This is a genomic window from Enterococcus sp. DIV0436a, assembly GCF_051711605.1.
GTDB classification, from domain to species: domain Bacteria; phylum Bacillota; class Bacilli; order Lactobacillales; family Enterococcaceae; genus Enterococcus_B; species Enterococcus_B faecium.
In genome coordinates, this window is record NZ_JBIONA010000001.1 from 2,037,300 (window position 1) to 2,063,343 (window position 26,044).

A 26,044-nucleotide genomic window follows, 5' to 3' on the forward strand; every position below is an offset into this window, starting at 1 on the left:
ATGTCACACCCCCTTTTCCCTTTTACTTTTCTTCGAATCCTTCAGCTACAGCTTCAGGATAGAAGTCTTCAACGATTTTTGCACAACGACCGCATAGATGAGGAAGTTTTTCGTCTACTCCTACATCTTTACGAACTTGGCGACAGCGATCGCAAGTTTCCCCGTCTGCTTTTTCCACTGTAATAGCAACATCATCAAATACCATAGCGTTATCTGGCACTTGTTCATCTGCTGCCATAACTTCAAAGTAGTCTGATGAAACGATCAATAATTGTGCAATATCTGCATCCAAAGCTTTTAACATTTCACGAACTTGTTGTTTTGGATAAACAGTTAGTTTTGCTTCCAAAGATTTACCAATCAATTTGCTGTTTCTTGCTTCTTCCAATGCTTTTAAGACATTATCACGGAAGTCCATGAAAGCAGTCCAGGTATCCATCAATTCTTCTTGGTTTGCAAACTCTTCATAACCAGGAAACTCGCTTAACTGAACGTACTCCTCTTCTTCTTTCAGGAATGACCAGATTTCTTCTGCTGTATGCGGAATGATAGGAGTCAATAATTTTGTCAAAGCTACAGCTGTTTGATAGAAAACAGTTTGCATGCAACGACGTTGATAATCATCTTCTGCTTCAATATAAACTACATCTTTAGCAAAATCCAGGTAGAATGACGATAGATCAACCGTCAAGAAGTTCATAACTGTACGATAAATATGCATGAAGTTATATTTGTCGTACCCTTCTTCTCGGATTTCTTTGATTACTTGGTTCAATCGAACGGTCATATATTTGTCTACAGAACGTAAATCATTGTACGAAACAGTATCTTTTTTAGGATCGAAATCTTCTGTATTCGCTAATAAGAAACGCATCGTATTTCTGATTTTACGATATACTTCTGCCACTTGACTTAAGATATCCATAGAAACACGAACATCTGCTTCATAATCTACACTAGATACCCATAAGCGAAGGATATCTGCACCAAATTGTTTGATCACTTTTTCTGGTGCAATGATGTTTCCTAAAGATTTACTCATCTTACGGCCTTCACCATCTAAAGCAAATCCTTGAGAAATAACTGATTTGTATGGTGCTACACCATTGATAGCCACACTAGTCGTGATACTTGAGTTGAACCAGCCACGATATTGGTCTGATCCTTCTAAGTACATATCTGCTGGGAATGATAATTCTGGTCGTTGACGTAAAACAGCTTCATGAGAAGAACCAGAATCAAACCAGACATCCATGATATCTTTTTCTTTTGTAAATTCGCCATTAGGAGAACCTGGGTGGGTAAATCCTTCAGGAAGAAGTTCTTTCGCTTCTTTTTCAAACCAGATAATTGATCCATGTTCAGCAAATAATTTTGCCACATGTTCGATTGTTTCTGGTGTGATGATTGCTTCTCCATTTTCAGCATAGAAAATCGGAAGTGGTACTCCCCATGCACGCTGACGGGAAATTACCCAATCGCCGCGGTCACGGATCATATTATACAAACGTGTTTTACCCCATGGGATAACCCACTCTACTTTTTCTACTTCATCCAAAATATTCTGACGGAATTTATCGATAGATGCAAACCATTGTGGAGTTGCCCGATAGATCACAGGCTTTTTCGTCCGCCAATCGTGAGGATAACTATGAGTAAAGAAATCTAGCTTCAGCAAAGCTCCTTTTTCTTTTAATAGATCAGTGATCATAGGATTTGCTTTGTCATAAAAGATTCCTTCAAATCCAGGTGCTTCTTCTGTAAACAATCCTTTTGAGTCTACAGGTGACACTACAGATAGTTTATATTTGCTACCAGCGATATAGTCATCTTCCCCATGTCCTGGAGCAGTATGGACTAATCCAGTACCAGCGTCTAAAGTAACATGATCGCCTAAAATCACAAGTGATTCACGTTCATAGAATGGATGACTTGCAGTCATATATTCCATTTCTTGTCCAGCAAATTCTTTTAGAACTGTTACATTTTCCCAACCGATTTCTGATTGGACTGTTTCTAGCAAATCTTTCGCTACGACAAACTTACGGCCATCGGCTTCCACCAATACATACGTAAATTTTGGATTTACAGCAATACCTTGGTTTGCTGGCAATGTCCATGGTGTTGTCGTCCAAATGACAAAAGCTGTATCTTCATCAAGAATATCTTTGCCGTCTTTGACATTGAAAGCTACAAAAATAGATGGAGATTTTACATCTTTATATTCAATTTCAGCTTCCGCTAAAGAAGACTCACTTGACGGAGACCAGTAAATTGGTTTCAATCCTTTGTAAATATAGCCTTTTTCAGCCATTTTACCAAATACGCGTACTTGTGCAGCTTCATAAGAAGGATCTAATGTAATATAAGGATGTTCCCAATCTCCTGCAACTCCTAGGCGTTTGAAATCTGCTCGTTGCTTATCTACTTGGGAAAGTGCATATTCACGACATTTTTCCAAGTATTCTGCCATGGACATTTCTTTACGTTTCACGCCTTTATTAGCCAATACTTGTTCAATCGGCAATCCATGTGTATCCCATCCTGGAACATATGGTGCACGATAGCCAGACATTGATTTTGAACGAATGATAATGTCTTTACTGATTTTATTCAATGAATGTCCTAAATGGATATTACCATTGGCATATGGAGGTCCATCATGAAGAACAAAGCTAGGTTTTCCTTCGTTCAACTCTTGTCTTTTTTGGTAGATTCGATTTTCTTCCCATTCTTTTTGCCACTCGCCTTCTCGGTTTGGCAAATTACCACGCATAGGGAATTTTGTTTTTCCTAATTGCAAGGTTTCTTTCATTTTCATTCAACCATACACTCCTTTATTTGTTTTCCGGACACAAAAAAGCATGTTCAGCCGCAAGGGACGAACATGCCGTGGTACCACCCAAATTTAGTTGCATCTATCTAGTGCAAACTCTCTGTGACCAATAACGAGGTCAGCCGCTGCTTCTTACTCTAATTTCGGAAAAGCAGGTCTCAAGTAGAGGATCTTTCACCATGCAGTGTCTTACCGAACTTCCACTCTCATCGGCTCGCTTTAAGAATAACAAAGTGCTTTTCTGTTCTACTCGTTTTCATTTTCACCAGGCACGATCGAGATATCAATAGCCTGTGTATCAAATGCCGTCATAGGTGCTTCTATGACTCCTGTGTCTGAGTTTACATCAGTATCATTTTCATTGTCAAGCTGTTTTGCTAAAACTTCTTTGATCACTTCATGGCTGTCAGTCACGTAGCTGGAGAATGGTTGTAAAATTTCATCCCATTCCGGACTTTTCACTTGTTCTAATTGAGACTCAAGCATCAAGCTGATACGTTGATGGAATACTCGTGTTTTTTTCTTAAGATCTTCAGTTTCTGTCGCAAGCTGTCTTGCTTTTTCTGTTGCATCTGTCAAGATTTTTCTTGCTTTTTCTTCTGCATCAGTTGTTAATTGATGTGCACGTTTTTCAGCGTTCGCAACTAACTCATCTGCTTTGTTTTGTGCAGAAGTAACGATCACTTCGGATTCCTTGCTTGCACTTGTTTTTACTTTATCAGCCGTATCTTGAGCTACGATGATTGATTGGTTCAAAGCATCTTTTAATTCATTGAAGTACTCAAGTTTTTCTTCAGAATGTTTGACTGCTTTTTCTAATTCTCGATTTCTTTGAGTCAATTCCTCATAGTCACGAACAACTAAATCTAAGAAATCATCTACTTCGTCTTGATTATATCCCCGCATTTTTGTCGGGAATGTCTTATTTTGGATATCTAATGGAGTTAAAGCCATGAGTAAACCACCTTTTTATTTTATTTACGTAATACACCGAACAGTACCCTGTACTTTTCTTTTTTCGTCTTCCCCTCAAGTTCTTGGATCTGGACTCTGCCATAACCTCTGACTGAAATAATATCTAATAGTTCAAGTACAAAATCAGGTCTTGTATTTTCTGTCCAGTTCACTTTTACTTTACCAGCTTCGATCAGCTGCTTGGACCGCTGTCTGGAAATATTATAAATCTCAGAGATCACACTGTCTAGTCGCATGGAACTAACTGTTCCTCTTTCTTGTGTCCAGCTATCTTTCGGCATAATCATTTCTGTGTATTTGATTGGTTCCAAGCGTACAGCAACCTTTCCAATCTTTGTTACTTGTGCAGCAACAAAATGATCCACCTCATTTGCAATAAATACTTGCCAGCGATCACCGTCCGAGATGATATCGCCAAAGTAAGAGCGTTTGATCCCCGTTCCCACTAAAGTTCCAAGGATTTTCCCATGACTTAGGCTGGCAAATTTGCTAGGATAATGGATTTCATACAATGCTGTTTCAAAATCTTCCTCTACAGGTTCGTAATAATCGGGGAAAATCAAACATCTTTTTCTTTCTGCCTGTTCATATCCGCCATAAAACATGAAACGCAAATCACTGCTTTGTCGAATCAGTGTTTCTAAAATATAGGATTGTCTTGGGTCAAGAAATTCGGTCAGATAGGGTGCATATTGTCCTTGAACTTGTTCAATCCAATCGCCTACCGAATCGATAAATGTACGTTCATCTGCCCGAAAGTGCTGGTATACATTTGCATCCAAAATTTTCCCCTCCTATCTATTCTGAGAATAAAGATTTTGTTGCTTCAATCAATAAACTAAATGGACAGTTATCCATATAACGATCTGTGCTAAACCTTGTACGGCTAAGTTCAAGATCAGGATTGCCCCTAAAATTGTGAAATCCAAGGGTCCAATCCTCAAAGGCAGACGATCGAACAAACTGATATACGGTTCGCAGATCTTAGCTAATAATCGTCCTAGCCCTGATTGATACCCGCCTGGAAACCAAGAGAGCAATGCATATACCATCAAGATAATGCTATAGAAATAGGCTGCCCGTTGAAGTAAATGAAGTAATAGTGCAATAGTATAAATCGTAGTTCCTCCTCTTACAGATCAAACAAATTCGCATCTGCAAAAGATTGAGCGGTTGAACTGTCAATCTCCATCCCAGTCGGTGTACAAAGAAAAATCTCATCTCCAACACGTTTGATATCTCCATCTAGTGCATAAACTGTTCCTGTTAGAAAATCAACGATTCTTCTCGCTTGTTTTTCTTCTACTAAATGAAAATTCACTAAGGTTGCTTCTCCAGCAATGATTCGTTTAGCAATCGCCATAGCTTCAGAATAAGCTCTTGGTTCCATTACAGTGATTTTTCCAGCAAGATTTGCTTTAGGTTGTGTAGAGGTTCTTGAAGCTGTTCTTTCTTTCGCTACAGTTTTTGTAGGTGATTGATGTAGTTCAATTACTTTTTTCTTTTCAGCCGGCTGAATACTTTCATGCGTTACAGGACGTGAAGTCGCCGTTTTTTGTTTTTCATGAGTATTCGCAGCAGATACAGAATGAGTTGATTGATTCTGTGTTGTATTTTTTTTAGTTGGCTGTACAGCCTTTTTTGTTGTTTCAGGATAATCTTGGTATTCGTACTCTTCCTCATCAGCTAATCCGAAAAAATTAGCAATTGCTCCTCTGTTTAAAAGCGGCATTTTTGTTCCTCCTTTATTCGTCTTTGAATAGCGCTGTTCCTACACGGATAAATGTTGCACCTTCTTCAATCGCAATTTGAAAGTCTTGACTCATCCCCATACTTAATTCACTACATGGTGCATGGGCATAACCTTTTGCTTGAACAAGATCACGCAATTCTTTCAGCGTACCAAACACTTTATGGATTTGCTCATCAGAAGCTTCTTTAGGCGCCATAGTCATTAACCCAACAACCTTGATTTTTGTGCAGGCAGCTAAAGATTCCACAAACGGTAAAAGCTCATCTGGTGAAATTCCATGTTTTGATTCCTCACCAGAAACATTTACTTCAATAAAACAGGATAATTCTTTCTCTAACCGCTTCTGGATTTCTTCTGCTAATCTTAAACTGTCCAACGCATGAAAGTAATCAATTTCATTTACAATCAATTTTACCTTTCTGCGCTGTAAATTACCAATTAAATGCCACTTTATTTCAGGAAAATCAAATAAATCTTGTTTCTTTTGTAATAGTTTATCTACTCGGTTTTCTGCACAATTCATAACGCCAGCTCTAACCAATTCTTCAGCTTGAGCGGATTCAACAGATTTTGTTACAGCTACTAATGTAACTTCTTTCGGATCACGATGAACAAGAGCACACGAATCCTGAATTTCTTGCTTGATTTTCTGCAAGTTGTCAGCAATCATGTGCTCTTCCTCTCCTTTATTTTTTACGACGGAAAAACGGTGGCGTATTTAATTCATCATCGCCATGAGATTTTGTTTCTTCGCGGTTGAATGTATCAAATTCTTTTTTTTCGATATTGTCAAAATTGGAATCATCAACTCTAGGACGAACATTTTGTTCACGTCTGATATCCCAATCGCCAAAACTGTTTTCTTCTTCTGAAGAAGTTGGTTTAGCTTGATCCATATCTAATACAGTCTTTTGAGCAGGTGATTGCATTTGTGCTTGTCTAGCTGGTCGGCTAGACTTGCGTTCCTTTTTTGATTCATCGATACCTGTTGCGATGACCGTCACACGGATTTCATCGCCCATTTCTTCATTGATAGATGTACCTAGAATGATATTTACATCGCCAGTTGCTGCATTTGCTACGATATCTGAAGCATCTTGTGCTTCGAACAATGTCATATCCAAACCGCCTGTGATGTTAAGAAGTACTTGTTCAGCTCCATCAATAGATGTTTCAAGCAATGGAGAGGAGATTGCTTTTTTCGTTGCTTCTACTACGCGATCTTCTCCACTAGCCACACCGATCCCCATCAATGCTGTACCTTGGTTTTCCATCACTGTTTTCACGTCAGCAAAGTCAAGGTTAACGTAACCTGGCGCTGTGATCAAATCAGAGATACCTTGTACACCTTGTCGTAAAACATTATCTGCTTCACGGAAAGCTTCAAGCATCGGTGTCTTTTTATCTACAACTTCTAATAAACGGTTATTTGAGATAATTAATAATGTATCCACATTTTCTTTCAAACGAGCGATACCTTCTGCAGCAAAACGGCCACGTTTCGGTCCTTCAAAAGTGAATGGACGTGTCACGACACCAACAGTCAATGCGCCCAATTCTTTCGCGATACCTGCAACGATTGGTGCAGCACCTGTACCGGTTCCTCCACCCATTCCTGCAGTGATGAAAATCATATCTGCACCGTCTAAAGCTTCGCGTAAGGATTGTTCACTTTCTTCTGCCGCTTTTTGTCCAACTTCTGGCTGAGAACCAGCACCTAAACCACGAGTATATTTGGGGCCTAATTGGATAACTGTTTCAGCTTTTGAATTTTTTAATGCTTGCACGTCTGTGTTGGCTGTAATGAATTCAACACCTTTAACGTTTTCTTCAATCATTCGGTTTACAGCATTTCCACCGCCACCACCGACTCCGATGACTTTGATTACTGCGCCGTCATTGATATTATTATCAATTGAGAATTCCATATCTTATTCCTCCCAGGATGAATTAATCAAAAATATTTGTAAAGAAACCCTTGATTTTATTTTTTACATTTTCTCCGGACTCTTTTGGTTCCGGCTCATCGTAGATTGTTTCTTCAGGTGCTTCATAGCTCTCATATGTGTTTGTTGTTTCTTGTTCAACTACCATTTGACGAGCTGCTGAGGTTTCACCCGTAACAGCAATTTTTGCCAATTGATACACTTCACTCAAGTTTGCTGAATAATCCACGATACTTATTACATTTGTAAATACCGGGTTTCTCAGCCCCATGTGATTTGGAACATACAATTTTACATTTACGCCGAAGATTTCTTGTGCCAAGTCCACAACACCAGGAAGACTAGCAGCTCCGCCTGTCAATACGACGCCACCTGGCAACTCTAATGCTTCGATTTGGTCCAATGCATCTTTTGCTTTGTTGAAAATCTGTTCCATTCGAGCTGAAATAATTTCTGACAAGTAGCGTTCATCGACTTTCACTGGTTCTGACTGACCAATCACATCTACTGGAAATTCTTCATCTGGTGATGTCCGTTCTGGGTATGCATCACCGTAGTTTATTTTCAACGCTTCTGCATTGTTAAATGACGTATTTAATACAATAGAGATATCTTTAGTGACAAATTCGCCACCTTCTTGGTCAAGATTGGTAAACTTCAATTGCTTATCATGCATAACAGCCGTTGTTGTTTGGCCGCCACCCATATCAATGACGATCGTACCAAAATCTTTTTCTCCGTCAGAAAGAATTGATTCAGTCAGCGCTAAAGGAGTAATCACCATTTCATTGACGATTAATCCGGCATTTTCCACGCATTTACGTATGTTATGGATGATCGTTTTAGGTCCTGTAAACAACAGACCGTACATTTCTAATCTTACGCCGATCATTCCACGAGGATCTTTGATTCCCTCGAACCCATCGACAGTAAAATCTTGTGGCAATATTGACACGATTTGACGTTCAGGAGGTATTGAACGAACAAGGGCAGCTGAAGCCACATTTCTGACATCTTCATCGGTGATTTCCTTTGAATCTCCGTTAACTGCAATCATTCCCTGGCAATTTTCTACTTCAAGCATGTTTGCTGGCAAACCGACACTTACGCCTTTGATCTGGATACCTGCTTTTTCTTCTGCTTGTCGTACTGCTCGTTGTATCGCTTGGACCGTTTTATCGATATCAACGATAATGCCTCGGTTAATCCCTTCTGATTTTGCGTTTCCTACTCCAATAATATTCATTTGGCTGTCGATATATTCAGCCACGACAACTTTAACAGATGTCGTTCCAATATCAAGGCCTACATACATTCCTGTTTTTGCCATGAATGGGATTCCCTCCTACTTACTATTCCATATACAAGCGAACAACTAGCGTCCGTTTTAAAATATACTTATTAATAGATATATTCACTGCTTCCAATTCTACCATAAATTACTGGTTTTTAGAAAGTACATTCTTACTTTTTAAAGTTGTTTTATCAATTTTCATTTAAACTTGACGGAGTTGTACTTGGATTATCTTCTATTTGACTTGTTTCACTTGAATCATTTGAATCAGATGATCCGTTTGTGTTAGACGATCCAGGTGTTTGTGCTTCTTGCGTTTCTGCCTCTTCACTTGATTCGTTTGTTTGATCCGCATTTTCTTCACTTTCAGTTGTTTCTTCCGATTGGCCCGATTCTTCCGTTTCTTGAGTGCTACCGTAAGGATGCGAGAAGATACCAACTTCCATGTCGATCACACCTTTTTCATCCATATCTTTGGCTACTTGCGAATAATATTTCATTTGGTTCGCAAGATTATTGATATTTACAATAACTTGATTGCCGTCATTCATATTCAATTGGATCAGATTTTTATTGCTTGCTCTTGGCGTGTACTTGATTTCAGAAATTGCTTTTTGTAATTCTGATGATAACTGATTGTATTGCTTTGTTAGTTCTTTGATTTTTGCAGAGTCTTTGAACTCTTCCAAGATAGGGAGATTTTTTGTAGGATTTGCTACTTTTTCATCTAATACTGTTCCATTTTCAATCACTGGATAGTATTGATTGTTTTTTGCGATCAAAGCAATCTCTTTATATTCTGTTACATCCAAATCGAATTCATTCATTCCTTTGAAATGTATATTTGCTGTTTCGATTCTTGGCTGTGCTTTTTTAAGGCGATCGATATAAGTAGATCGATGAAAATACTGTCCCCAAACATTTTCTCCTAATGACAATTTTGTATCAGAGATGATTTCTTGGCTGTTGACTGTCTTATTGCCTGATACTGCAACTGCTTGTAATTTGCTATAAGGAGAAACATAATAGATCAAAAAAATCAGCGGTATACCCAATACAGTGATGATCAAAGCTAACCGACGAAATAGTACTTTGTGCCGTTGACTTTTTAAATTGGGCAGCCGGTTCAAAAAAGAACCGTTATATGGCCCACCGTTTTTCTTTTGCTTGATCTCTTCAAAAAATTCGATTTTTTTCTCGGACTGGCTTTCTTCTTGCTGTTCCTCTTGAACCGTTTTTTCTTCTTCAGAATCTGAAAGGGGTGTATCTAATGTTATGTCTTCTTTTTTTGGCTCTTGGTTTTTCATCTCTTGTTCTGCCAGATATTTTCGGTTAGCCTTTTGCCAAGGAGTCAAATTGTTTTCATCAGAAGACGGATGAGACAATTTTTTTGGTTCTTTTTTCTTACTCACTAAGACCACCGCCTTTATTTTTTGATTATTTGTTTTACTAAGTCATAAAGACGTTTTGAAGCATCAGGGATTCCTTGTTCTTTAGAAGCTCGGCACATTTGCTTTTGCAATTCTTCATCACCTATGATTTCATTGATTGTCTGACTTAGTGATTCACCTGTTAGTTCATTATCTGCAATCATTTTTGCTGCTCCTGCGTGAACAAGACTCATTGCATTTTTAGTCTGATGATCATTCGTAACATATGGGCTGGGAACCAACACTGCCGGTAACCCCAGAGCTGTGAATTCTGCGATCGAAGTTGCACCAGCACGCCCCACCAGCAGATCACTGGAAGCCATGACCTCTGCCATATTTTTGATATAAGGCTGGACACTAATATTTTGTATTTCAGGATTTATTTTATTTAGGATCTCTTCATAATATCTATCTCCTGAAGCATACAAAACTTGGTAAGAAGAAGGAATATATTCACTTAAAAAAACTGATACTGCTTGATTGATTTTAAGTGCTCCTTGACTACCGCCAAAAATCAAGACTGTTTTCTTTTCTGGATCCAAACCAAATGTTTTCAAAATATCTGATTTTTTAGTATCTGCTACTTCTTGTGCTCGAGGATTACCTACAAGAACTGCTTTGTTTTCAGGAAAAAAGGAAGCCGCATCTTTAAATGAAAGAGCGATCCGATCCACATATCGGCTTAAAAATTTATTGGTAACACCTGGTACACTGTTTTGTTCATGGATAATTGTTGGAATACCCATTTTGGCTGCAGCGTACACTACCGCTCCGGAAACATATCCTCCAGTACCGATAACGATATCTGGTTGAAAATCACTGAGGATTTTTTTTGCTTGACGGATACTCTTAAGAAACAATCGGACCGTCTTGATGTTATGCATGGAAATTTTTCGTTTAAATCCTTGAATCTCCAAGGTATGGAAAGGCATTCCTGTATCAGGGACGATTTTGTTTTCTAGACCTCGTTTTGCTCCCACATACATGAATTCAGCATTCGGTTCTTGAGTCTTTACATAATTGACAAAGGCAAGAGCTGGATAAATATGTCCCCCTGTTCCTCCGCCTGTAACCAAAATTTTCATTTTTTATCGCTCGCTTCTACTTTTTCTATTTTAATCGGTTCACAGCTTCCATGAATCTGTTTCCTCTAGTTTCAAAATTTGGGTATTGATCCCAGCTGGCATTCGCTGGTGATAATAAAACTACATCACCATCTGTACTGTTTTCTAATGCTAAAGGAACTGCTTGTTCTACAGAATCGGCTGTTACTATTGTCTCGATGCCTGCTTTTTTTCCAGCATCCATCAACTTTTCTTTTGTTTGGCCAAATACGACCATTGCTTTGATTCCTTTTAATGAAGGAATTAATTCATCAAATGTATTTCCTCTGTCTAATCCGCCAGCCAATAACACGACCTTAGACGTTTCAAATCCACTTAGAGCCATTTTAGTCGCTAAAATATTGGTTGCTTTTGAATCATTATAAAATTTTCTGCCTTGGATTTCTCCTACATATTGCGTACGATGTGGTACGCCATGGAATAAATTCAACGTTTCTCGTATAGCTTCATTTGATATACCATACAATTTTGCTACAGAAATAGCAGCTAGTGCATTTTCTACATTATGCTTACCTGGTACGCCAAGTTCAGATATTTCCATTATTTTTTCTTTTTTATAGTATATTGAGTAATCGTCAGCATACACACCGTCTTCCAACACTTCTTTTGTCGAGAAAGGCAGTACGCGTGCTTTTGTTCTTTGCGCTAATTCTTGTAGTTCTGACTGATTCCAGTTAAGGATCAGATAATCTTTTTCTGTCATGTTTTTTTGAAGGTTCCATTTAGCTTTGACATATTCTTTTCTTGTACCATGATAATCAATATGTGCTTCATAGATATTGGTAATCACCGCTATATGAGGGCGGAAATCTGTGATTCCCATGAGTTGAAAACTAGATAACTCCATCACGATTTTATCTTCTGGTTTCGCTTCTTGCGCGACACCACTTGCTGGATACCCAATATTTCCTGCTAAACGTGCAATTCCTTGATCTGCTCCTGCATTCAGTAGTAGTCCTGTCATCGTTGTTGTCGTTGTTTTTCCGTTCGTTCCTGTAATCCCAATAATTGGGCATTCCGCTACTTCGTAAGCTAGCTCAACTTCCGTAATTACCGGAATACCCATTTCTTGGGCTTTTGCTACTAAAGGATGACTGTAGGGAATCCCTGGATTTTTGACCATCAATGAAAATTCTTCATCCAACAATTCGATTGGATGACTGCCTGTTATTACTTTTATCCCTAAAGAAAGCAGCTCTTGTGCTTCCGGATTTTCGTCAAAAGGTTTTCCATCATTAACGGTGACAAGTGCGCCCAATTCATGTAATAATTTGGCCGCACTTACTCCGCTTTTTGCGAGTCCTAAGACAAGCACTTTCTTATTTTCATATGTTGATATTTTTTTCATTTCCCGTCATCTCCTACCAAACGATCCATAATGTGATCAACGAAGTCACAATGCTGATCAACCAAAAAACTGTATCAATCTTCCACTCCGACCATCCGCACATTTCAAAGTGATGATGAATTGGAGACATTTTAAAAATTCGTTTTCCTGTAAGCTTAAAGGAAGTAACTTGAAGCATCACACTTGCTGTTTCCATAACATAGATCAAACCAATCAAAAGCAATGTCCATTCTTGGTTTAGCATTATAGAAATTGCCGCTAAAAGTCCGCCCAACGCTAATGAACCGACATCTCCCATAAAAATCTTGGCAGGTTTTCTGTTGTAGACGAAGAAACCCAGTAAACCTCCTAAAACACTTAAGCAAATGATTAATACATCATACTGATGCTGATGCCAAGCAATTAGACCGTAAGCTGCAAAAGAGATACTTCCTAAGCCAGCAACTAATCCATCGATGCCATCTGTCAGGTTTACCGCATTTGAAAATCCAACAAGCCAGAAGAGAGCGAAAATACCATAAATGATTCCTAAAGGTAGATCTAGTCCGAAGAAATTCAATACACCTGGATAACCTTCAGAACGGTAAACAAGATAAAAGATGATTCCCCCTAGAATCTGTCCAATCAATTTCTGCTTCGAGTTCAGTCCCATGTTTCTTTTCTTGAATATTTTTATAAAATCATCAAGAAAGCCGATTACTCCGTATAACGCTAATACAAAAAGCAAGATGAAAAGAGTAGGAGTTAGCTGTTTTTGCCAAGCTCCAACCCAAATTCCTGTCAAAATAGAGCCGATCAGAAACACTAAGCCGCCCATTGTAGGAGTTCCGGCTTTGCTATTGTGCCACTTTGGTCCCTCCTCACGAATCGCCTGACCTTGCTTTTTCATTTGAAAGTAACCAATAAATAGCGGCATTGCGGCAATTGTCATTGCACAACTGCTGACAATGGGAATCAATGCTTGTGTCCATTCCATGCTCTTTTCTCTCCTATTTCTCTTCTTATTCTTCTAAAGTAAAACTAAGTTTGTCTTCAGTGATTTTTTCATATGGAGCAAGTTCTTGTTTGACACAATAACCATCTCCATCAAAACTAACTTCAATACCAAGGATTTTCCCCAGCTTCATGATATCTGCTTTTGACCATCCTGTTACGTCAGGCATCAGCTTATCACCACCAGTGTATAGGATCAGTTTTTCTCCAGAGATCAACTGATCACCGTTGGCAGTAGATTGTTTTTGTACTTTTTTACCATTACCGATCACTACAGGTTGCAGTCCACTTTTTTGAGCATCAGCTGCTGCAACGTCCGCTTCAAGATTACGATAATCGGCTACGGATACTTTTTCTGTTTTTGTTTCTGTATCTGAATCTTCTTCAGTTTCTTTAAAATCCATTGCCCGTTTCATCAATGGATTTGCGATTTTAGCCAAGGCCATTCGATCATATGTCTTAGGGTGTTTCATTGTTAGATACAAGACATAGTCTGGATCTTCAGAAGGAACCATCTCCACAATCGAATACAGGTAGGCTGTATCTCCTGTTTGATATCCCCCTGTATCAGAAGCGATTTGGGCTGTTCCGGTTTTTGCCGATACATTGTATCCAGGTACACTATATACACCATAAGCACTACCGTAGTTTTCGCTTTCGACAACATCTCTCATATATTCACGGACTTTTTCTGTTGTTTCTTTTGAAAAAGGTTGCCCTAGAACTTCTGTTTGAGTTGTTCGCTCTTCTCCAGTTTGGGGATCCACCACTTTGCTGATATATCGAGGTTGAATCATTGTACCGTTATTCGCAATAGAAGTGAAAGCTTTCATCATTTGGAAATTCGTCACACCTACCGCTTGTCCATAAGCACTCATTGCTCGGTCGACAATATTTGATGTAGGTAAAGCACCGTTTACTTCATCATCTAATCCAGAATGAGTACTTTGTCCAAATCCCAGTTTTTGTAAATAGTTATACCATCGTCCGCCTAATCGCTGTTCCAGTATGACCATCCCGACGTTACTTGACCATGAAAGAGCTTGACGCATGGTCAGCACACCTTTTTCACCAAAGTCATGGTCATTGATCGTAGCATCTTCTACTTGGATTTTTCCAGATTGGAAGGTTTCATTCTCGTTGAATTCTCCTTCTTCGATAGCAGCTGCAGTAGTGAAAACTTTCATGGTTGATCCTGGTTCATAACTATCTTGTACCAAGAAATTACGCCAGATAGCATCTTTTCCAGTCAATCCTTCCATTGTTTCAGGATTGAAAGTAGGTCGTTGTCCCATTGCCAAGATTTCTCCGGTTTTTGCTTTCATCAGGACTGCTGTCAATTCTTCTGGCTGATATTCTTCATTTACTTGATCCATCAGTGTTTCTAAATAACTTTGTAGTCTGCTGTCTAAAGTCGTGTAGATATCTTGTCCGTCGACAGCTTTTTCTTCTTCTGCCACTGTACCTGGCAGAGGATTTTGAAAATTATCTTTTTGATAAATAATCTTACCATCTTTACCGCTCAAGATATCATTGTAAGCAGACTCCAAACCTAGTTTACCAACTAAGCCATTCTCATCTTTGTCTGGAACTGCGTATCCAATAAAATGAGAAGAAAAGACGCCATTTGGATACATCCGAGCCTGATGGTCGACAAAGTAAAGACCAGCGACACCTTCTTTTTTCATGTCCGCTTCGATGTTTTGCTTGGTTTCTTGGGAGATATTTTTCCCATAGCTACCAAATTCAACTTGATACAGCTCTTTTTTTGCGCCGTCTTCTAAAATATTCAGTGCATCTTTTTTGTCTATAGAAAGATTCTTATGCAGGATTTCTGCTATTTTATCAAAATTCTTTTCTTCAACATACAGTTTTTTATCCCCAGAGGTATATGTTTTTGAGAGTATCGCTTTAATTGAATAAGAGGAGGCATCTTCTGCGAGCGCCACACCGTTACGATCATAAATCGTTCCTCTTTTTGCTTTTACTACTTCACTTCCTTGGTACAACTGTTTTGTTTTTTCAGCTAATGAGGTACCAGCAACATGACCTCCAATAACGATATACGAGAAACGGACGGCAAATAAAAAGAACAATCCAATACTCGTAGCAAATAAAATGATACCTACTTTTTTGCGATTGTTCATCGGATTTAGATTTTTCTTTTCCATAAACCGCCGAATTTTATTTTTAAGACTCATTTACTTCACTTTCCTTAAATTGTCGTCATTAATAGACAATCCTTTTTCTTCTGCGATTTGTTTAATCCGTTCAGTACGAGAAAGTTCGTTTTTTTCTTGTTCTAAACTCGTTTTTTCTTGCTTTTTATCATTGATTTCTGTTTGTATTGACGTGATTTCTTTTTCAGCTCCGCTGATATTTGTGCGCAGCATAACTGTTAAAACACATAAAGCAACAATAGCAATCGCCACGCTTGCCACAGCAATTTTTTCCAAAGCAGAAATCTGCTTTAATCGTTTTGCCGGTGATTGTGGAAGAATGATTTCTTGATTCGAAGAAGAATCAGGCATTTGTTGTTCCGGCTGATCCACCAATTCAGGTAAATCATATTCGTAATCTTGCATTTTCTTTAATTCTGCCATCATTCTACTCCTCTTTCATTCTTATTTTTTCTGCAATACGTAACTTTGCACTGCGTGATCGATTGTTTTCTGTTAGCTCTTCCTCTGAAGGAAGGATTGGTTTACGAGTAATGACTTTCAGTTCTGGTTGGAATTCGTCAGGTATGACAGGAAGTCCCGGTGGTAGATCTTGTACCGTACTATATTCTTTAAACATACTTTTGACAATTCTGTCTTCCAATGAATGGAATGTGATTACGCTGATTCTTCCATTGACTTTCAATAACCGGATTGCCTGTTCTAAAGAGGCCTCTTCGGCACCGAGTTCGTCATTTACTGCAATCCGCACAGCTTGAAAAATTCTTTTTGCAGGATGCCCGCCTTTTCTTCTTGCGGGAGCTGGGATGACTTGTTTAATGATTTCGACAAGCTCACCAGTTGTTTGGATTGGTTTTGTTTTTCGTACTCGTTCGATTTCACGAGCAATTTGTTTGGAAAATTTCTCCTCGCCATAGCGGAAGAAAATCTTTACTAATTCATGGTAGGAATATTCATTAATTACGTGATAAGCGGATAAAGGAGCTGACTGATCCATGCGCATATCCAACGGTGCATCTTGATGATAACTAAATCCACGTTCTGCTTCATCTAGCTGAGGAGAGGAAACCCCTAGATCATACAAAATGCCGTCTACCTTATCTACATGTTCACTCAAGCGTTCTTCTAATTCTCTGAAATTCGCTTTGATAAATGTGACCATACCTTGTTCGACATAAGAAGCTAAACGCAGCTTGGCGTGATCGATTGCTTTTTGATCTTGGTCAAACGCATACAGATGCCCTTTAGAACTTAGTTGGCTTAATAAATATTCACTATGTCCGGCACCGCCGAGTGTACAGTCTACATAAACGCCATCCGGTTTGATGTTCAATCCATCTACCGTTTCTTTCAACATGACTGTATAGTGTTGAAATGTTTCAGTCATTAGTCAGCCTCTTCCTATTCTTATAGTCCGAAATCAATCATACTTTCAGCAATTTCGTCAAAGTTATCTTCTGCTGCTGCAGAAAAATCTTGCCATCGTGTCTCATCCCAAATTTCAATTCGGTTAGATACACCGATGACTACGCAACCTTTTGTCAAAGCTGCATAATTTCTTAACGTGCTGGGTATATTGATTCGTCCTTGTTTATCAAGTTCGCATTCAGTGGCAGCCGAATAGAAGAATCGCACAAAAGTACGTGCGTCTTTTTTAGCCAACGGCATTTCGTTCAGTTTAGCTTCCAGATTTTCCCATTCGCTCATCGGATAGCCGAAAAGACAGCCATCCAATCCGCGTGTCAGAACAAACTTTTCGCCAAGTTCTTCACGAAGTTTTGAGGGCACGATTAAACGTCCTTTTGCATCAATATTATGTTGGAATTCACCCATCAACATTGAAAGCCCCCCATTCCTCCACTAACTAAAATTAGTCTACCACAATCCCCCACTTTCTACCACCTTTTCTGGGAAATCCGGGAACAACTTTTTTTATTCATAAACATTTTTTTTAAAATCAAGCTGCAAAAAGCCTTTTAAAAGACTTTTTACAGCTTTTCTATTTTTTTCATAGGTAAGAAAGTATGTTCACAATGATCAAGACAGCGTACAAGACGATTGTCAACAGAAAAACCAAACGCCAAGTCATCTTGAAATAACGCGGATAAATAATTTCTTCATAATAATATGCTTGGAAAACAGCAATACAAATTCCCATTAGCAAAACAGAAATAAAGAAAAACGGTAAGATAGAAATTGTCCCTGTATTTCTAGACAATGCATGCATACCGCCCCACAAAAAAGGAATCGCCAAATCAGGGGCTTTTATTTTAAAACGACGATTTAACGAAAATAATTTTACAAGAAATTGGCAACCAAACAAAACGATTACCGGGTAAATATACCAAAACAAGATAAGTGGTGTGAATGTGCCCATGAACGTAAACTCCTTTTTTATCGTTGCTTCAAGTATACTGTATATACTTTACACAACTGTTTCATTTTATTTAAATTTATGCAGTTATATTCTATATCTTACAAACACATTCCATGTATTCCAATTCCCTATCCGTTATAATAAAAGAAACAGGCAACAGGAGGAAAATCATGATCAAATATTTTACATTAGATAATGAGAAACTGCGTAATACCGGAAAGGAAACTGACCAAACGATCTGGTATTGTGTAGAACGTCCTAATCAAGAAGAGATTCATCAGCTGACACATCAATTTGAAATTCCGTCAGATTACATCACTTCCATATTGGACGATGCAGAAAATTCCCGTACAGAAGAATTCAATCAATCAAAGTTGACAAAGCCAGCGTTATTATTGTTACAATATCCTTTTGCTAAAACAAGTCCTAGCGGTTATTTTCAAGTGGATACATACCCGCTCTCTATTATTTTGACGCCCAAAAAGAAGCTTATCACAATTACGAATCATGAACCACTGTTTTTAAAGAAAGTCTTTAGCCAGACCTTTCCAAAAAGTGATATTTCGCCTAATCTCAATATCTTCTTTCAATTCATTTGGCAGGTCACACTCTCTTACAACAGTTATTTAGCTACGCTTCAATCTCAATGCGATACTTTGGAAGCCAAACTTCAAGTATCCACTGAAAACAAACAACTTTATCAAATCATGGATATCCAAAAAAGCCTCGTTTATTTCAGAGAAGCGACTTCTGCTAATTTAGATGCATTGAAAGAACTAGCGCAAAATAAACTTTTCCAAGAAAATCATGCTTTGAAAAATCATTTACGTGATGTATTGGTGGAAACAGAGCAGGCAATGACTACTTCTCGCATTCAATTAAAACTAGTAGAACAAATGAATCAGACTTTTTCAGCAATCGTATCGAATAATCTGAATAATATTATGAAAATTTTAACTTCTTTAACGATTATTTTAACTATACCGACAATCGTCGGCAGTATCTATGGAATGAACATTAAGTTACCTATTGCTGAAAGGGATGATGCCTTTATATGGCTAGTTCTATTAACATTATTTATTTGTATCGTAACTACCTATTATTTAAAAAAAGGGAAGTTTTTATAAAAAAGCCCTCTTGTGGAAATGGAAAAAAGATTGTACACTTGAATCAACTAATTAATGACGAGGTTGAAAACAATGCGTGAAAAAAAACAAACAAGTACTTTTGCTAAAGTAACAAAATTTGTCATTTGGACAATGCTGATTTTAACGATTGGATCTGTTGTATTGACTGCTGTAATGAGTGTCATGTAAAAATAAAATATAGCTATCAGCTGCTGAAAAGGACCTGAACCACTGCGAGGTGGCTCAGGTCCTTTTTGCGAGTTTCAATAGTTCTTTTGCATGTTCGAGTGTGAGTTTTGTAATCTCACTTCCAGCCAGCATACGTGCAATTTCTTCTTCTCTTTCTTTTGTTTTCAACTCTGAAACAGAAGTTTGCGTACGTCCATCAATCACTGCTTTCACAATATAATATTGATAGTCGGCGACTGCAGCAACTTGAGGCAGATGAGTGATGCACAAAACTTGAGAGTATTTCGATATTTGAGAAATTTTATCTGCGATGGCTTGTGCAACTCTTCCGCTCACACCTGTATCCACTTCATCAAAAATAATACTTGTCACACCTTGCTCAGAAGAAAAAATAGTTTTCAAAGCAAGCAACATCCGAGACAGTTCGCCACCAGAAGCGACTTTCACCAAAGGCTTCAGTGGCTCTCCTGGATTGGTCGTAATGTAAAATTCGATTTGGTCAAATCCATCATGATTCAATTGTCTATTTTCTTCTTTTAAGAAACGTACCTCAAACTCAGTGTTTTCCATATACAGACTTTTCAATTCATGCAGAATGGATTTTTCCAATTCTTTTGCGATTTTTTTACGCGCTTCATGAAGATCTGCGGCTTGTTGCTGAAGTAGAAGCTCTTTTTGCTCTAGTTCCTCTTTCATTTTGTCCAATTGACCTTCTGAAAAATCAGAAGAAGCTAGCTCTTCGGTGATTTCGTCATAGTAAGCCAATATTGACTCAATGGATTCGCCGTATTTACGTTTCAACTGTCGGATTAATTCTAAACGTTGCGTCACTTCTTCTAAACGACTCTCATCTAACTCCAATAAATCAATCTGACGACTCATATCGCCGATTGCATCTTGCAGCAAATAGTAAGCACTTTGGATATTTTCATAAATTGCTTCATACTCCACATCTAGATGGGCGATCCCTTGCAGTTCTGAAACGGCCAAGCCAACACCATCTACACTGTTTTGTTCATTATTCGTCAGTGCTCCGTAACCTGCAGCTAATCCATCAGCAATTTTTTGATAATTGCTAAGTTTTTCTCTTTCTTCTTTTAATTTCTCTTCTTCTCCGACTTGCAAATCAGCAGCAGCTATTTCTTCTTGCTGGAAATGGAGCATATCTATTCTCTGAACATAGGATTTTTCATTTTGCTGCACTTTTCGTACCCTTTTTTCCAGCTCACGATAAGAGATATATTCTTGCTGATAACTCTTTTTCTTCTGTTGGAAAGCTACATCTCCAAAACGATCCAATAAAGCAAGATGTGATTCAGGCTGGAGCAGTTCCTGATGTTCGTTTTGTCCTTGGATATCTACTAAATAACTGCCGATTCTTCTTAAATTAGCTAATGTGATGATATGACCATTCACTCGACAAACATTTTTTCCAGTTAAGGACATATCCCGTCGAACAATCAGATTGTCCTCATCTGTTTCGATCCCTAATTCAACCATCAGTTCAGAGAATCCTTCTTGTTTTGGTAGTTCAAACAACCCTTCAAGCACACATTTTTCTGCTCCTTGACGTATATAATCGCTTGAACCTCTTCCTCCTGCTAACAGACCTAAAGCATCGATAATAATGGATTTACCCGCACCAGTCTCTCCGGTCAGCGCGGTCATTCCTTCGTGAAAAGAAAGCCGCAATTCCGGAATAATCGCAAAGTTAGTAATACTGATTTCTTGTAGCATCACATTCGCTCCTCAACTTAAAGGTAATGCAGGAAGTCTTTCTTCAATAAAACTGCCTGGTCTTCAGTTCGTGTAATCATCAAAACATTATCGTCATCATTGATAATCGAAAATAATTCTTTCTTGTAACGTTTATCAATCAAATTTGCTGCTGCCGAAGCATTTCCCGGCAATGTTTTCAAAATAACAAATTTTTCCATTTGGTCAACTGCCACGAAAGCGTCTTTTAATAGTTTTTCCAATTTAGTATTTACATCTTCGTTTGTTTCAGCTGGTATGCTATAACGGTAGCCGCCATCTGAAGCCGGTACCTTGATCAGTTTCAGTTCCTTTATATCTCTGGAAATCGTAGCTTGAGTAACAGATATTCCTTTGCTTTTCAGGATTTCAACAAATTCTTCCTGCTTTCGGATATCTTGCTCACTCAACAATCGAGTAATCAAACGATGCCGATCTTTTTTTCTCATTACGTCTTCGCTCCTTAGCATATTCTTCTTAATCAATGATAGCTTATTTCCTTGGTATAATAAAGAAGAATCCGCATACTTCTCACTTGATTTTCACAGTTACAATTTATTTATGGTCAAACTGTTCGTGTGCATTTGAAACCACTTCTGCCATATTAATAGCTGAATTGATTGTTCCGCTTTCGGGTACTTTCCTCAAGTGAGCCAAGAACTCGATATTTCCTTCTCCCCCCGTGATCGGAGAATAACTTAATTCCAGCACATCATATCCACCTTGTGCCGCAAATGACAAAATGTCTTCTAAAACTTTTTGATGGGTCTGAGGGTCACGAACAATTCCGTTTTTCCCTACAGCTTCTCTGCCTGCTTCGAATTGGGGTTTGATTAAGGCAATCACTTCTCCCTCTTCTTTTAAAATAGCATGTAATGGAGGCAGCATCAGTTTTAGTGAAATAAAAGAAACATCGATAACAGCAACTTCTGGAATTCCTAAGGTAAAGTCTTCGGGTTTTGCATAACGAAAATTCACTCTTTCCATTACGACGACTCTAGGATCTTGTCTTATTTTCCAAGCTAGCTGATTGTAGCCAACGTCTAAAGCATAACTCATTTTTGCGCCATTTTGCAAAGCTGCATCAGTAAATCCGCCAGTGGAAGCACCAATATCTAACAATGTTTTTCCTTCAACAGATAGATCAAATGCTTTGAGTGCTTTTTCTAATTTTAATCCACCCCGAGAAACATAAGGAAGTTTTTTACCTTTGACTCTTAATTCACTACTCACTGGAATTTTTTCTCCCGGTTTATCAAACCGCTCGTTTTTTTCGTTGTAAATCAAACCAGCCATAACTGAACGTTTGGCTTGTTCTCTTGTTTCAAATAATCCTTGTTTGACCGCTAATACATCTACGCGTTCTTTTTCCATTCTTTCCCTCATTTCTCCACATCAAATTGCTTGATCATCTGGCGCATCAGCCCGCCATCAAAAGAAAAAACGTCCTCTTCTAATTTGTCTATGATCTTGTTGGCGGATAACAGCTCAATCTCCAACGCCTCACGTGTCTTTTCTAGGCCTAATAAACGCGGGTAAGTATTTTTTTCCATACGTTCATCTTTACCAGCTGTTTTCCCTAATGTTTTCGTTGTACCAATCACATCGAGTAGATCATCTCTTATCTGAAAAGCTAAACCTAAATGTTCGGCTAATCGTTGAAGTAGCAATAAGATTTCTTCAGGTTGCTTCGCTAATATGCCACCAGCCAGCAAGGCATAACGAATCAAATGCCCTGTCTTTCTTTCATGAATAAATGCTAATTCTTCTAAAGAAAGCTTTTTCGATTCGCCCTCGATATCTGCAGCTTGCCCAGCAACCATACCTTGTGATCCCGCACAAACAGCTAATTGCTGAAGCAGCAGAAGCTTAGGAGAATTACCTAAGTGTGCCATACTGATTAGCTGGAATGCTCCTGTAAGCAAACCATCTCCGGCCAATATAGCTAATGCTTCGCCGAATACTTTATGATTGGTAGGTTTTCCTCTACGAAGATCATCATTGTCCATCGCAGGCAAATCATCGTGGATCAAGGAATACGTATGCACCATTTCTAAAGCAGCTGCTACTTGATAGACGGGAACATCAATAGGCTCATCAAAGGAAGCAACGGCCGTTAAAAGTAATAAGGGACGTATTCTTTTCCCGCCTGCTTTCACTGAATAACTCATCGCATCATAGAGTCCACTATCCGTTGTATGCTCATCTAAAAAAGACAAGATTTCTTTTTCTACAGCAGGTAGATGAATAGCTGAAAAGTCAGTTAATCTCATCTCAGCTTTCCTCGTTTCCGTCAAAATCAACTTCTTCATTTGATTCTGTCATCATTTTCGTCAAGGTCTCTTCTGCTTTAGCTAATGTATCTTGGCAATGTTTGCTTAATTCCATTCCTCGTTTAAACGAATCTAGAGCTGATTCTAATGGAACGTCTCCTTGTTCTAACTGCATGACAATTTTTTCTAATTCTTGCAGTGACTCTTCAAAAGTTGGATTTTCCATATTTTTATTCTCCTTTGTCTATCTCTTGTACTTGTCCTTTAACGATTCCATCTTGATAATGGATCGTCAGCAAATCCCCTTGATGAATCTCGGAGACACTTTTTACTACTTGATCATTTAACGTCGTATAGCTGTAGCCTCTTCCCATGATTTTCAATGGACTCAACAAATCAAGAGATTGAACAGCTTGAGCAAAACGCTGCTGCTGTTGTTTCATATATTGTTGGATTTTCTCTTCTAAGCGTTTTTCTAGATAAGCAGTTTCTTGGCGAGCTGCTTTAACTCGATAAAGCGGAGCCACTTGTTCCAATTGGTGGCTTAATGCGATCGTTTGTTTTTCTTTCGCATGATAAATTTGCTGTGTAGCTTGATATAATCGCTGTTTCAACTGGTCTAATTTGATGGTCTGACCTTCATACAATCTTTCAGGCTGCCGAAATACATAGGAACGTCGAGCACGCTCGAACCGTTCTTGTTTGCGCTGGATCTGGCGTACAAACGCCTGCTGCAATCTAGCTTGCCGTTCTTGAATGCGCATCAACTCTTCTGACAAAACAGGAACAGCTAATTCTGCAGCTGCTGTTGGAGTGGCAGCCCGAACATCTGCTACTAAATCAGCGATCGTGGTATCTGTTTCATGTCCTACAGATGAAATCACCGGCGTATTAGCTTGATAAATCGCCCGAGCAACCCGCTCTTCATTAAACGGCCATAAATCCTCAATCGAACCACCCCCACGACCGATGATCATTGTATCGAAATTGCCCATCTCTTCTACTCTCTGGATATTCCTGACAACATTGTCCGCTGCTTGGTTTCCTTGTACAACTGTTGGGAACAAAACCAATTGGACAATTGGATATCTTCTTTTCACCGTCGTGATGATATCGCGGATAACCGCTCCGCTTGGACTGGTAAGGACCGCGATTCGCTTTGGGAAACGTGGCAGCATTTTTTTAGGCCCTTGAAAAAGGCCTTCCTTCATCAGCTTTTCTTTTCGTTCTTCCAATTCTTGATATAAAGCACCTATTCCATCAGGCTCCATGTGCTCTACATAGATTTGATAAGAACCTCCCGCTTCATATAATGAAATACGCCCAACAACAAGGACTTTCATTCCCTCTTTTGGCTGGAAGCGTAATTTTTGGAATGCTCCTTTGAACATAATAGCAGATATTTTTGCATGGTCATCTTTTAAGCTGAAATATTGATGGGCATTGGCGCGTAAACGGAAATTCGAGATTTCGCCTGTTAAATATACGCGTTCTAAATAAGGATCGGCATCAAATTTACGTTTCAAATACCTCGTTAATGTAGTGACAGTTAAATATTCTTGTGCCATCTATTCACCTGCTCCAAAAGCTTCGGCAGATTTTACGGTTTGATACATCAGCATCGTGATGGTCATTGGCCCTACGCCCTTTGGCACAGGGGTGATCCAGCCTGCAACAGGCTCCACTTCATCAAATTTCACATCACCGATCAGCTTACCGTTAGTATCACGGTTCATCCCTACATCGATCACTACAGCACCTGGTTTTACGAATTCTTTTGTGACAAAATGTCCACGTCCTATCGCTACGACTAAGATATCTGCTTCTTGTGCTAGTTCAGCCAGATTTTCGGTTTTAGAGTGAGCCACAGTAACAGTTGCATCTGCCATCAAGAGTAGCTGAGCCATCGGTTTACCGACGATATTGCTTCGTCCGATAACTACTGCTCGTTTACCCGCCGGATCGATAGAATAAGCTTCAAACATTTTCATGATGCCGTATGGAGTACAAGGAATCTTGTCCGGTTTCCCCGCAAGGAGTCTGCCTAAATTCATCGGATGAAAGCCGTCTACGTCTTTTTCAGGGCGGATAGCTAACAGGATCTTTTCTTCATCTATATGCTTTGGCAATGGTAATTGGACCAATATACCATGAAAACTAGGATCTTGATTGTATTTTTCAATTTCTGCAAGTAGTTCGTCTTCAGAAATCGTCTCAGGATAACGCTCTACCAATGAATGGATTCCGATTTCTTTTGCTACACGTTCTTTATTTCTTACATAGATTTGGCTGGCTGGATTTTCCCCTACCAATAAAACGACTAATCCGGGATGGATACCATTATCTTTCAATTTTTGGATTTTTTCAGCAATCTCTGCCTGCATTTTTTCAGCTAATTCTTTTCCGTTAATCAATTCTGCCATCTAACCACTCCCAGATATTTT

The 26,044-nt window shown here is 38.8% G+C and carries 26 protein-coding genes; 2 read left to right on the forward strand and 24 right to left on the reverse strand.

What is annotated here, in order from left to right:
- Positions 1–22: 22 nt before the first annotated feature.
- From ileS to IGL15_RS10060, 17 genes are all read right to left on the reverse strand, one after another.
- Positions 23–2,821, reverse strand: a complete 2,799-nt coding sequence (gene ileS, locus IGL15_RS09980; protein WP_104765410.1) for an isoleucine--tRNA ligase — start codon at positions 2,819–2,821, stop codon at positions 23–25.
- A 261-nt stretch (positions 2,822–3,082) separates the two neighbouring features.
- A complete protein-coding gene (locus IGL15_RS09985; RefSeq protein WP_002286622.1) occupies positions 3,083–3,790 on the reverse strand; it encodes a DivIVA domain-containing protein in 708 nt (235 codons plus the stop codon).
- A gap of 20 nt (positions 3,791–3,810) precedes the next feature.
- Positions 3,811–4,593 (reverse strand): RNA-binding protein, encoded by a 783-nt coding sequence (locus IGL15_RS09990; protein WP_002286624.1) that lies wholly within the window; start codon positions 4,591–4,593, stop codon positions 3,811–3,813.
- A gap of 48 nt (positions 4,594–4,641) precedes the next feature.
- On the reverse strand, positions 4,642–4,920 hold the full coding sequence (locus tag IGL15_RS09995; RefSeq protein ID WP_033582058.1) for a YggT family protein: 279 nt from the start codon (positions 4,918–4,920) through the stop codon (positions 4,642–4,644).
- Between the two features lie 23 nt (positions 4,921–4,943).
- Positions 4,944–5,543 (reverse strand): cell division protein SepF, encoded by a 600-nt coding sequence (locus IGL15_RS10000; RefSeq protein WP_002286627.1) that lies wholly within the window; start codon positions 5,541–5,543, stop codon positions 4,944–4,946.
- A 13-nt stretch (positions 5,544–5,556) separates the two neighbouring features.
- Positions 5,557–6,234 (reverse strand): YggS family pyridoxal phosphate-dependent enzyme, encoded by a 678-nt coding sequence (locus tag IGL15_RS10005; RefSeq protein WP_002324421.1) that lies wholly within the window; start codon positions 6,232–6,234, stop codon positions 5,557–5,559.
- A 16-nt stretch (positions 6,235–6,250) separates the two neighbouring features.
- Entirely contained in the window at positions 6,251–7,492 is a 1,242-nt protein-coding gene (gene ftsZ, locus IGL15_RS10010) for a cell division protein FtsZ (protein WP_002286629.1), read from the reverse strand.
- A gap of 22 nt (positions 7,493–7,514) precedes the next feature.
- The gene (ftsA, locus tag IGL15_RS10015) at positions 7,515–8,840 is read right to left on the reverse strand and encodes a cell division protein FtsA (RefSeq protein WP_002286631.1); all 1,326 of its coding nucleotides are present in this window, start codon (positions 8,838–8,840) and stop codon (positions 7,515–7,517) included.
- 155 nt (positions 8,841–8,995) lie between these two features.
- Positions 8,996–10,216 (reverse strand): cell division protein FtsQ/DivIB, encoded by a 1,221-nt coding sequence (locus IGL15_RS10020; RefSeq protein WP_073981140.1) that lies wholly within the window; start codon positions 10,214–10,216, stop codon positions 8,996–8,998.
- Positions 10,217–10,230: 14 nt separating this feature from the next.
- A complete protein-coding gene (gene murG / locus IGL15_RS10025; protein ID WP_086324890.1) occupies positions 10,231–11,319 on the reverse strand; it encodes an undecaprenyldiphospho-muramoylpentapeptide beta-N-acetylglucosaminyltransferase in 1,089 nt (362 codons plus the stop codon).
- A gap of 25 nt (positions 11,320–11,344) precedes the next feature.
- Entirely contained in the window at positions 11,345–12,706 is a 1,362-nt protein-coding gene (murD, locus tag IGL15_RS10030; RefSeq protein ID WP_002325464.1) for a UDP-N-acetylmuramoyl-L-alanine--D-glutamate ligase, read from the reverse strand.
- Between the two features lie 13 nt (positions 12,707–12,719).
- Complete coding sequence (gene mraY / locus IGL15_RS10035; RefSeq protein WP_002286639.1) at positions 12,720–13,682, reverse strand: phospho-N-acetylmuramoyl-pentapeptide-transferase; 963 nt, start codon at positions 13,680–13,682, stop codon at positions 12,720–12,722.
- Positions 13,683–13,707: 25 nt separating this feature from the next.
- Positions 13,708–15,900: a penicillin-binding transpeptidase domain-containing protein gene (locus tag IGL15_RS10040; protein ID WP_002286640.1), complete on the reverse strand. Its 2,193-nt coding sequence runs from the start codon at positions 15,898–15,900 to the stop codon at positions 13,708–13,710.
- On the reverse strand, positions 15,901–16,302 hold the full coding sequence (ftsL, locus tag IGL15_RS10045) for a cell division protein FtsL (RefSeq protein WP_002294542.1): 402 nt from the start codon (positions 16,300–16,302) through the stop codon (positions 15,901–15,903). It abuts the gene before it with no gap.
- Between the two features lie 4 nt (positions 16,303–16,306).
- The gene (gene rsmH, locus IGL15_RS10050; RefSeq protein ID WP_002286642.1) at positions 16,307–17,266 is read right to left on the reverse strand and encodes a 16S rRNA (cytosine(1402)-N(4))-methyltransferase RsmH; all 960 of its coding nucleotides are present in this window, start codon (positions 17,264–17,266) and stop codon (positions 16,307–16,309) included.
- Between the two features lie 20 nt (positions 17,267–17,286).
- Positions 17,287–17,718 carry a division/cell wall cluster transcriptional repressor MraZ gene (mraZ, locus tag IGL15_RS10055; RefSeq protein ID WP_049142243.1) on the reverse strand — a complete coding sequence of 144 codons (432 nt, stop codon included), beginning with the start codon at positions 17,716–17,718 and terminating at the stop codon, positions 17,287–17,289.
- Between the two features lie 169 nt (positions 17,719–17,887).
- Positions 17,888–18,256, reverse strand: a complete 369-nt coding sequence (locus tag IGL15_RS10060; RefSeq protein WP_002286647.1) for a DUF3397 domain-containing protein — start codon at positions 18,254–18,256, stop codon at positions 17,888–17,890.
- 170 nt (positions 18,257–18,426) lie between these two features.
- On the opposite strand from IGL15_RS10060, the gene IGL15_RS10065 reads away from it, so the two are divergent.
- Together IGL15_RS10065 and IGL15_RS10070 are read left to right on the forward strand one after the other, a co-directional pair.
- Positions 18,427–19,383 carry a magnesium transporter CorA family protein gene (locus tag IGL15_RS10065; RefSeq protein ID WP_002286649.1) on the forward strand — a complete coding sequence of 319 codons (957 nt, stop codon included), beginning with the start codon at positions 18,427–18,429 and terminating at the stop codon, positions 19,381–19,383.
- 72 nt (positions 19,384–19,455) lie between these two features.
- Positions 19,456–19,572: a DUF4044 domain-containing protein gene (locus tag IGL15_RS10070; protein WP_002291876.1), complete on the forward strand. Its 117-nt coding sequence runs from the start codon at positions 19,456–19,458 to the stop codon at positions 19,570–19,572.
- 54 nt (positions 19,573–19,626) lie between these two features.
- Here the strand turns inward: IGL15_RS10070 and recN are convergent, their stop codons facing one another.
- The 7 genes from recN to IGL15_RS10105 form a co-directional block, all read right to left on the reverse strand.
- A complete protein-coding gene (gene recN / locus IGL15_RS10075; protein WP_002286651.1) occupies positions 19,627–21,309 on the reverse strand; it encodes a DNA repair protein RecN in 1,683 nt (560 codons plus the stop codon).
- A gap of 17 nt (positions 21,310–21,326) precedes the next feature.
- Complete coding sequence (locus IGL15_RS10080; RefSeq protein WP_002286653.1) at positions 21,327–21,776, reverse strand: arginine repressor; 450 nt, start codon at positions 21,774–21,776, stop codon at positions 21,327–21,329.
- A 106-nt stretch (positions 21,777–21,882) separates the two neighbouring features.
- A complete protein-coding gene (locus tag IGL15_RS10085; protein ID WP_002286655.1) occupies positions 21,883–22,701 on the reverse strand; it encodes a TlyA family RNA methyltransferase in 819 nt (272 codons plus the stop codon).
- An 8-nt stretch (positions 22,702–22,709) separates the two neighbouring features.
- The gene (locus IGL15_RS10090) at positions 22,710–23,600 is read right to left on the reverse strand and encodes a polyprenyl synthetase family protein (protein ID WP_010728499.1); all 891 of its coding nucleotides are present in this window, start codon (positions 23,598–23,600) and stop codon (positions 22,710–22,712) included.
- A 1-nt stretch (position 23,601) separates the two neighbouring features.
- Positions 23,602–23,826 carry an exodeoxyribonuclease VII small subunit gene (locus IGL15_RS10095; RefSeq protein WP_002286657.1) on the reverse strand — a complete coding sequence of 75 codons (225 nt, stop codon included), beginning with the start codon at positions 23,824–23,826 and terminating at the stop codon, positions 23,602–23,604.
- Positions 23,827–23,830: 4 nt separating this feature from the next.
- Positions 23,831–25,168, reverse strand: coding sequence for an exodeoxyribonuclease VII large subunit (gene xseA / locus IGL15_RS10100; RefSeq protein WP_002301369.1), 1,338 nt, complete (start codon positions 25,166–25,168; stop codon positions 23,831–23,833).
- Entirely contained in the window at positions 25,169–26,023 is an 855-nt protein-coding gene (locus tag IGL15_RS10105; protein WP_010728500.1) for a bifunctional methylenetetrahydrofolate dehydrogenase/methenyltetrahydrofolate cyclohydrolase, read from the reverse strand.
- Positions 26,024–26,044: the final 21 nt, after the last annotated feature.

Excerpts from the sequence above, each read along its gene's own strand:
- ileS (WP_104765410.1), bottom strand. The coding sequence starts at position 2,821 with ATGAAAATGAAAGAAACCTTGCAATTAGGAAAAACAAAATTCCCTATG.
- IGL15_RS09985 (WP_002286622.1), bottom strand. The coding sequence starts at position 3,790 with ATGGCTTTAACTCCATTAGATATCCAAAATAAGACATTCCCGACAAAA.
- IGL15_RS10000 (WP_002286627.1), bottom strand. The coding sequence starts at position 5,543 with ATGCCGCTTTTAAACAGAGGAGCAATTGCTAATTTTTTCGGATTAGCT.
- IGL15_RS10005 (WP_002324421.1), bottom strand. The coding sequence starts at position 6,234 with ATGATTGCTGACAACTTGCAGAAAATCAAGCAAGAAATTCAGGATTCG.
- ftsZ (WP_002286629.1), bottom strand. The coding sequence starts at position 7,492 with ATGGAATTCTCAATTGATAATAATATCAATGACGGCGCAGTAATCAAA.
- ftsA (WP_002286631.1), bottom strand. The coding sequence starts at position 8,840 with ATGGCAAAAACAGGAATGTATGTAGGCCTTGATATTGGAACGACATCT.
- murG (WP_086324890.1), bottom strand. The coding sequence starts at position 11,319 with ATGAAAATTTTGGTTACAGGCGGAGGAACAGGGGGACATATTTATCCA.
- murD (WP_002325464.1), bottom strand. The coding sequence starts at position 12,706 with ATGAAAAAAATATCAACATATGAAAATAAGAAAGTGCTTGTCTTAGGA.
- mraY (WP_002286639.1), bottom strand. The coding sequence starts at position 13,682 with ATGGAATGGACACAAGCATTGATTCCCATTGTCAGCAGTTGTGCAATG.
- IGL15_RS10040 (WP_002286640.1), bottom strand. The coding sequence starts at position 15,900 with ATGAGTCTTAAAAATAAAATTCGGCGGTTTATGGAAAAGAAAAATCTA.
- ftsL (WP_002294542.1), bottom strand. The coding sequence starts at position 16,302 with ATGGCAGAATTAAAGAAAATGCAAGATTACGAATATGATTTACCTGAA.
- rsmH (WP_002286642.1), bottom strand. The coding sequence starts at position 17,266 with ATGACTGAAACATTTCAACACTATACAGTCATGTTGAAAGAAACGGTA.
- mraZ (WP_049142243.1), bottom strand. The coding sequence starts at position 17,718 with ATGTTGATGGGTGAATTCCAACATAATATTGATGCAAAAGGACGTTTA.
- IGL15_RS10060 (WP_002286647.1), bottom strand. The coding sequence starts at position 18,256 with ATGGGCACATTCACACCACTTATCTTGTTTTGGTATATTTACCCGGTA.
- IGL15_RS10065 (WP_002286649.1), top strand. The coding sequence starts at position 18,427 with ATGATCAAATATTTTACATTAGATAATGAGAAACTGCGTAATACCGGA.
- IGL15_RS10070 (WP_002291876.1), top strand. The coding sequence starts at position 19,456 with ATGCGTGAAAAAAAACAAACAAGTACTTTTGCTAAAGTAACAAAATTT.
- recN (WP_002286651.1), bottom strand. The coding sequence starts at position 21,309 with ATGCTACAAGAAATCAGTATTACTAACTTTGCGATTATTCCGGAATTG.
- IGL15_RS10080 (WP_002286653.1), bottom strand. The coding sequence starts at position 21,776 with ATGAGAAAAAAAGATCGGCATCGTTTGATTACTCGATTGTTGAGTGAG.
- IGL15_RS10085 (WP_002286655.1), bottom strand. The coding sequence starts at position 22,701 with ATGGAAAAAGAACGCGTAGATGTATTAGCGGTCAAACAAGGATTATTT.
- IGL15_RS10090 (WP_010728499.1), bottom strand. The coding sequence starts at position 23,600 with ATGAGATTAACTGACTTTTCAGCTATTCATCTACCTGCTGTAGAAAAA.
- IGL15_RS10095 (WP_002286657.1), bottom strand. The coding sequence starts at position 23,826 with ATGGAAAATCCAACTTTTGAAGAGTCACTGCAAGAATTAGAAAAAATT.
- xseA (WP_002301369.1), bottom strand. The coding sequence starts at position 25,168 with ATGGCACAAGAATATTTAACTGTCACTACATTAACGAGGTATTTGAAA.
- IGL15_RS10105 (WP_010728500.1), bottom strand. The coding sequence starts at position 26,023 with ATGGCAGAATTGATTAACGGAAAAGAATTAGCTGAAAAAATGCAGGCA.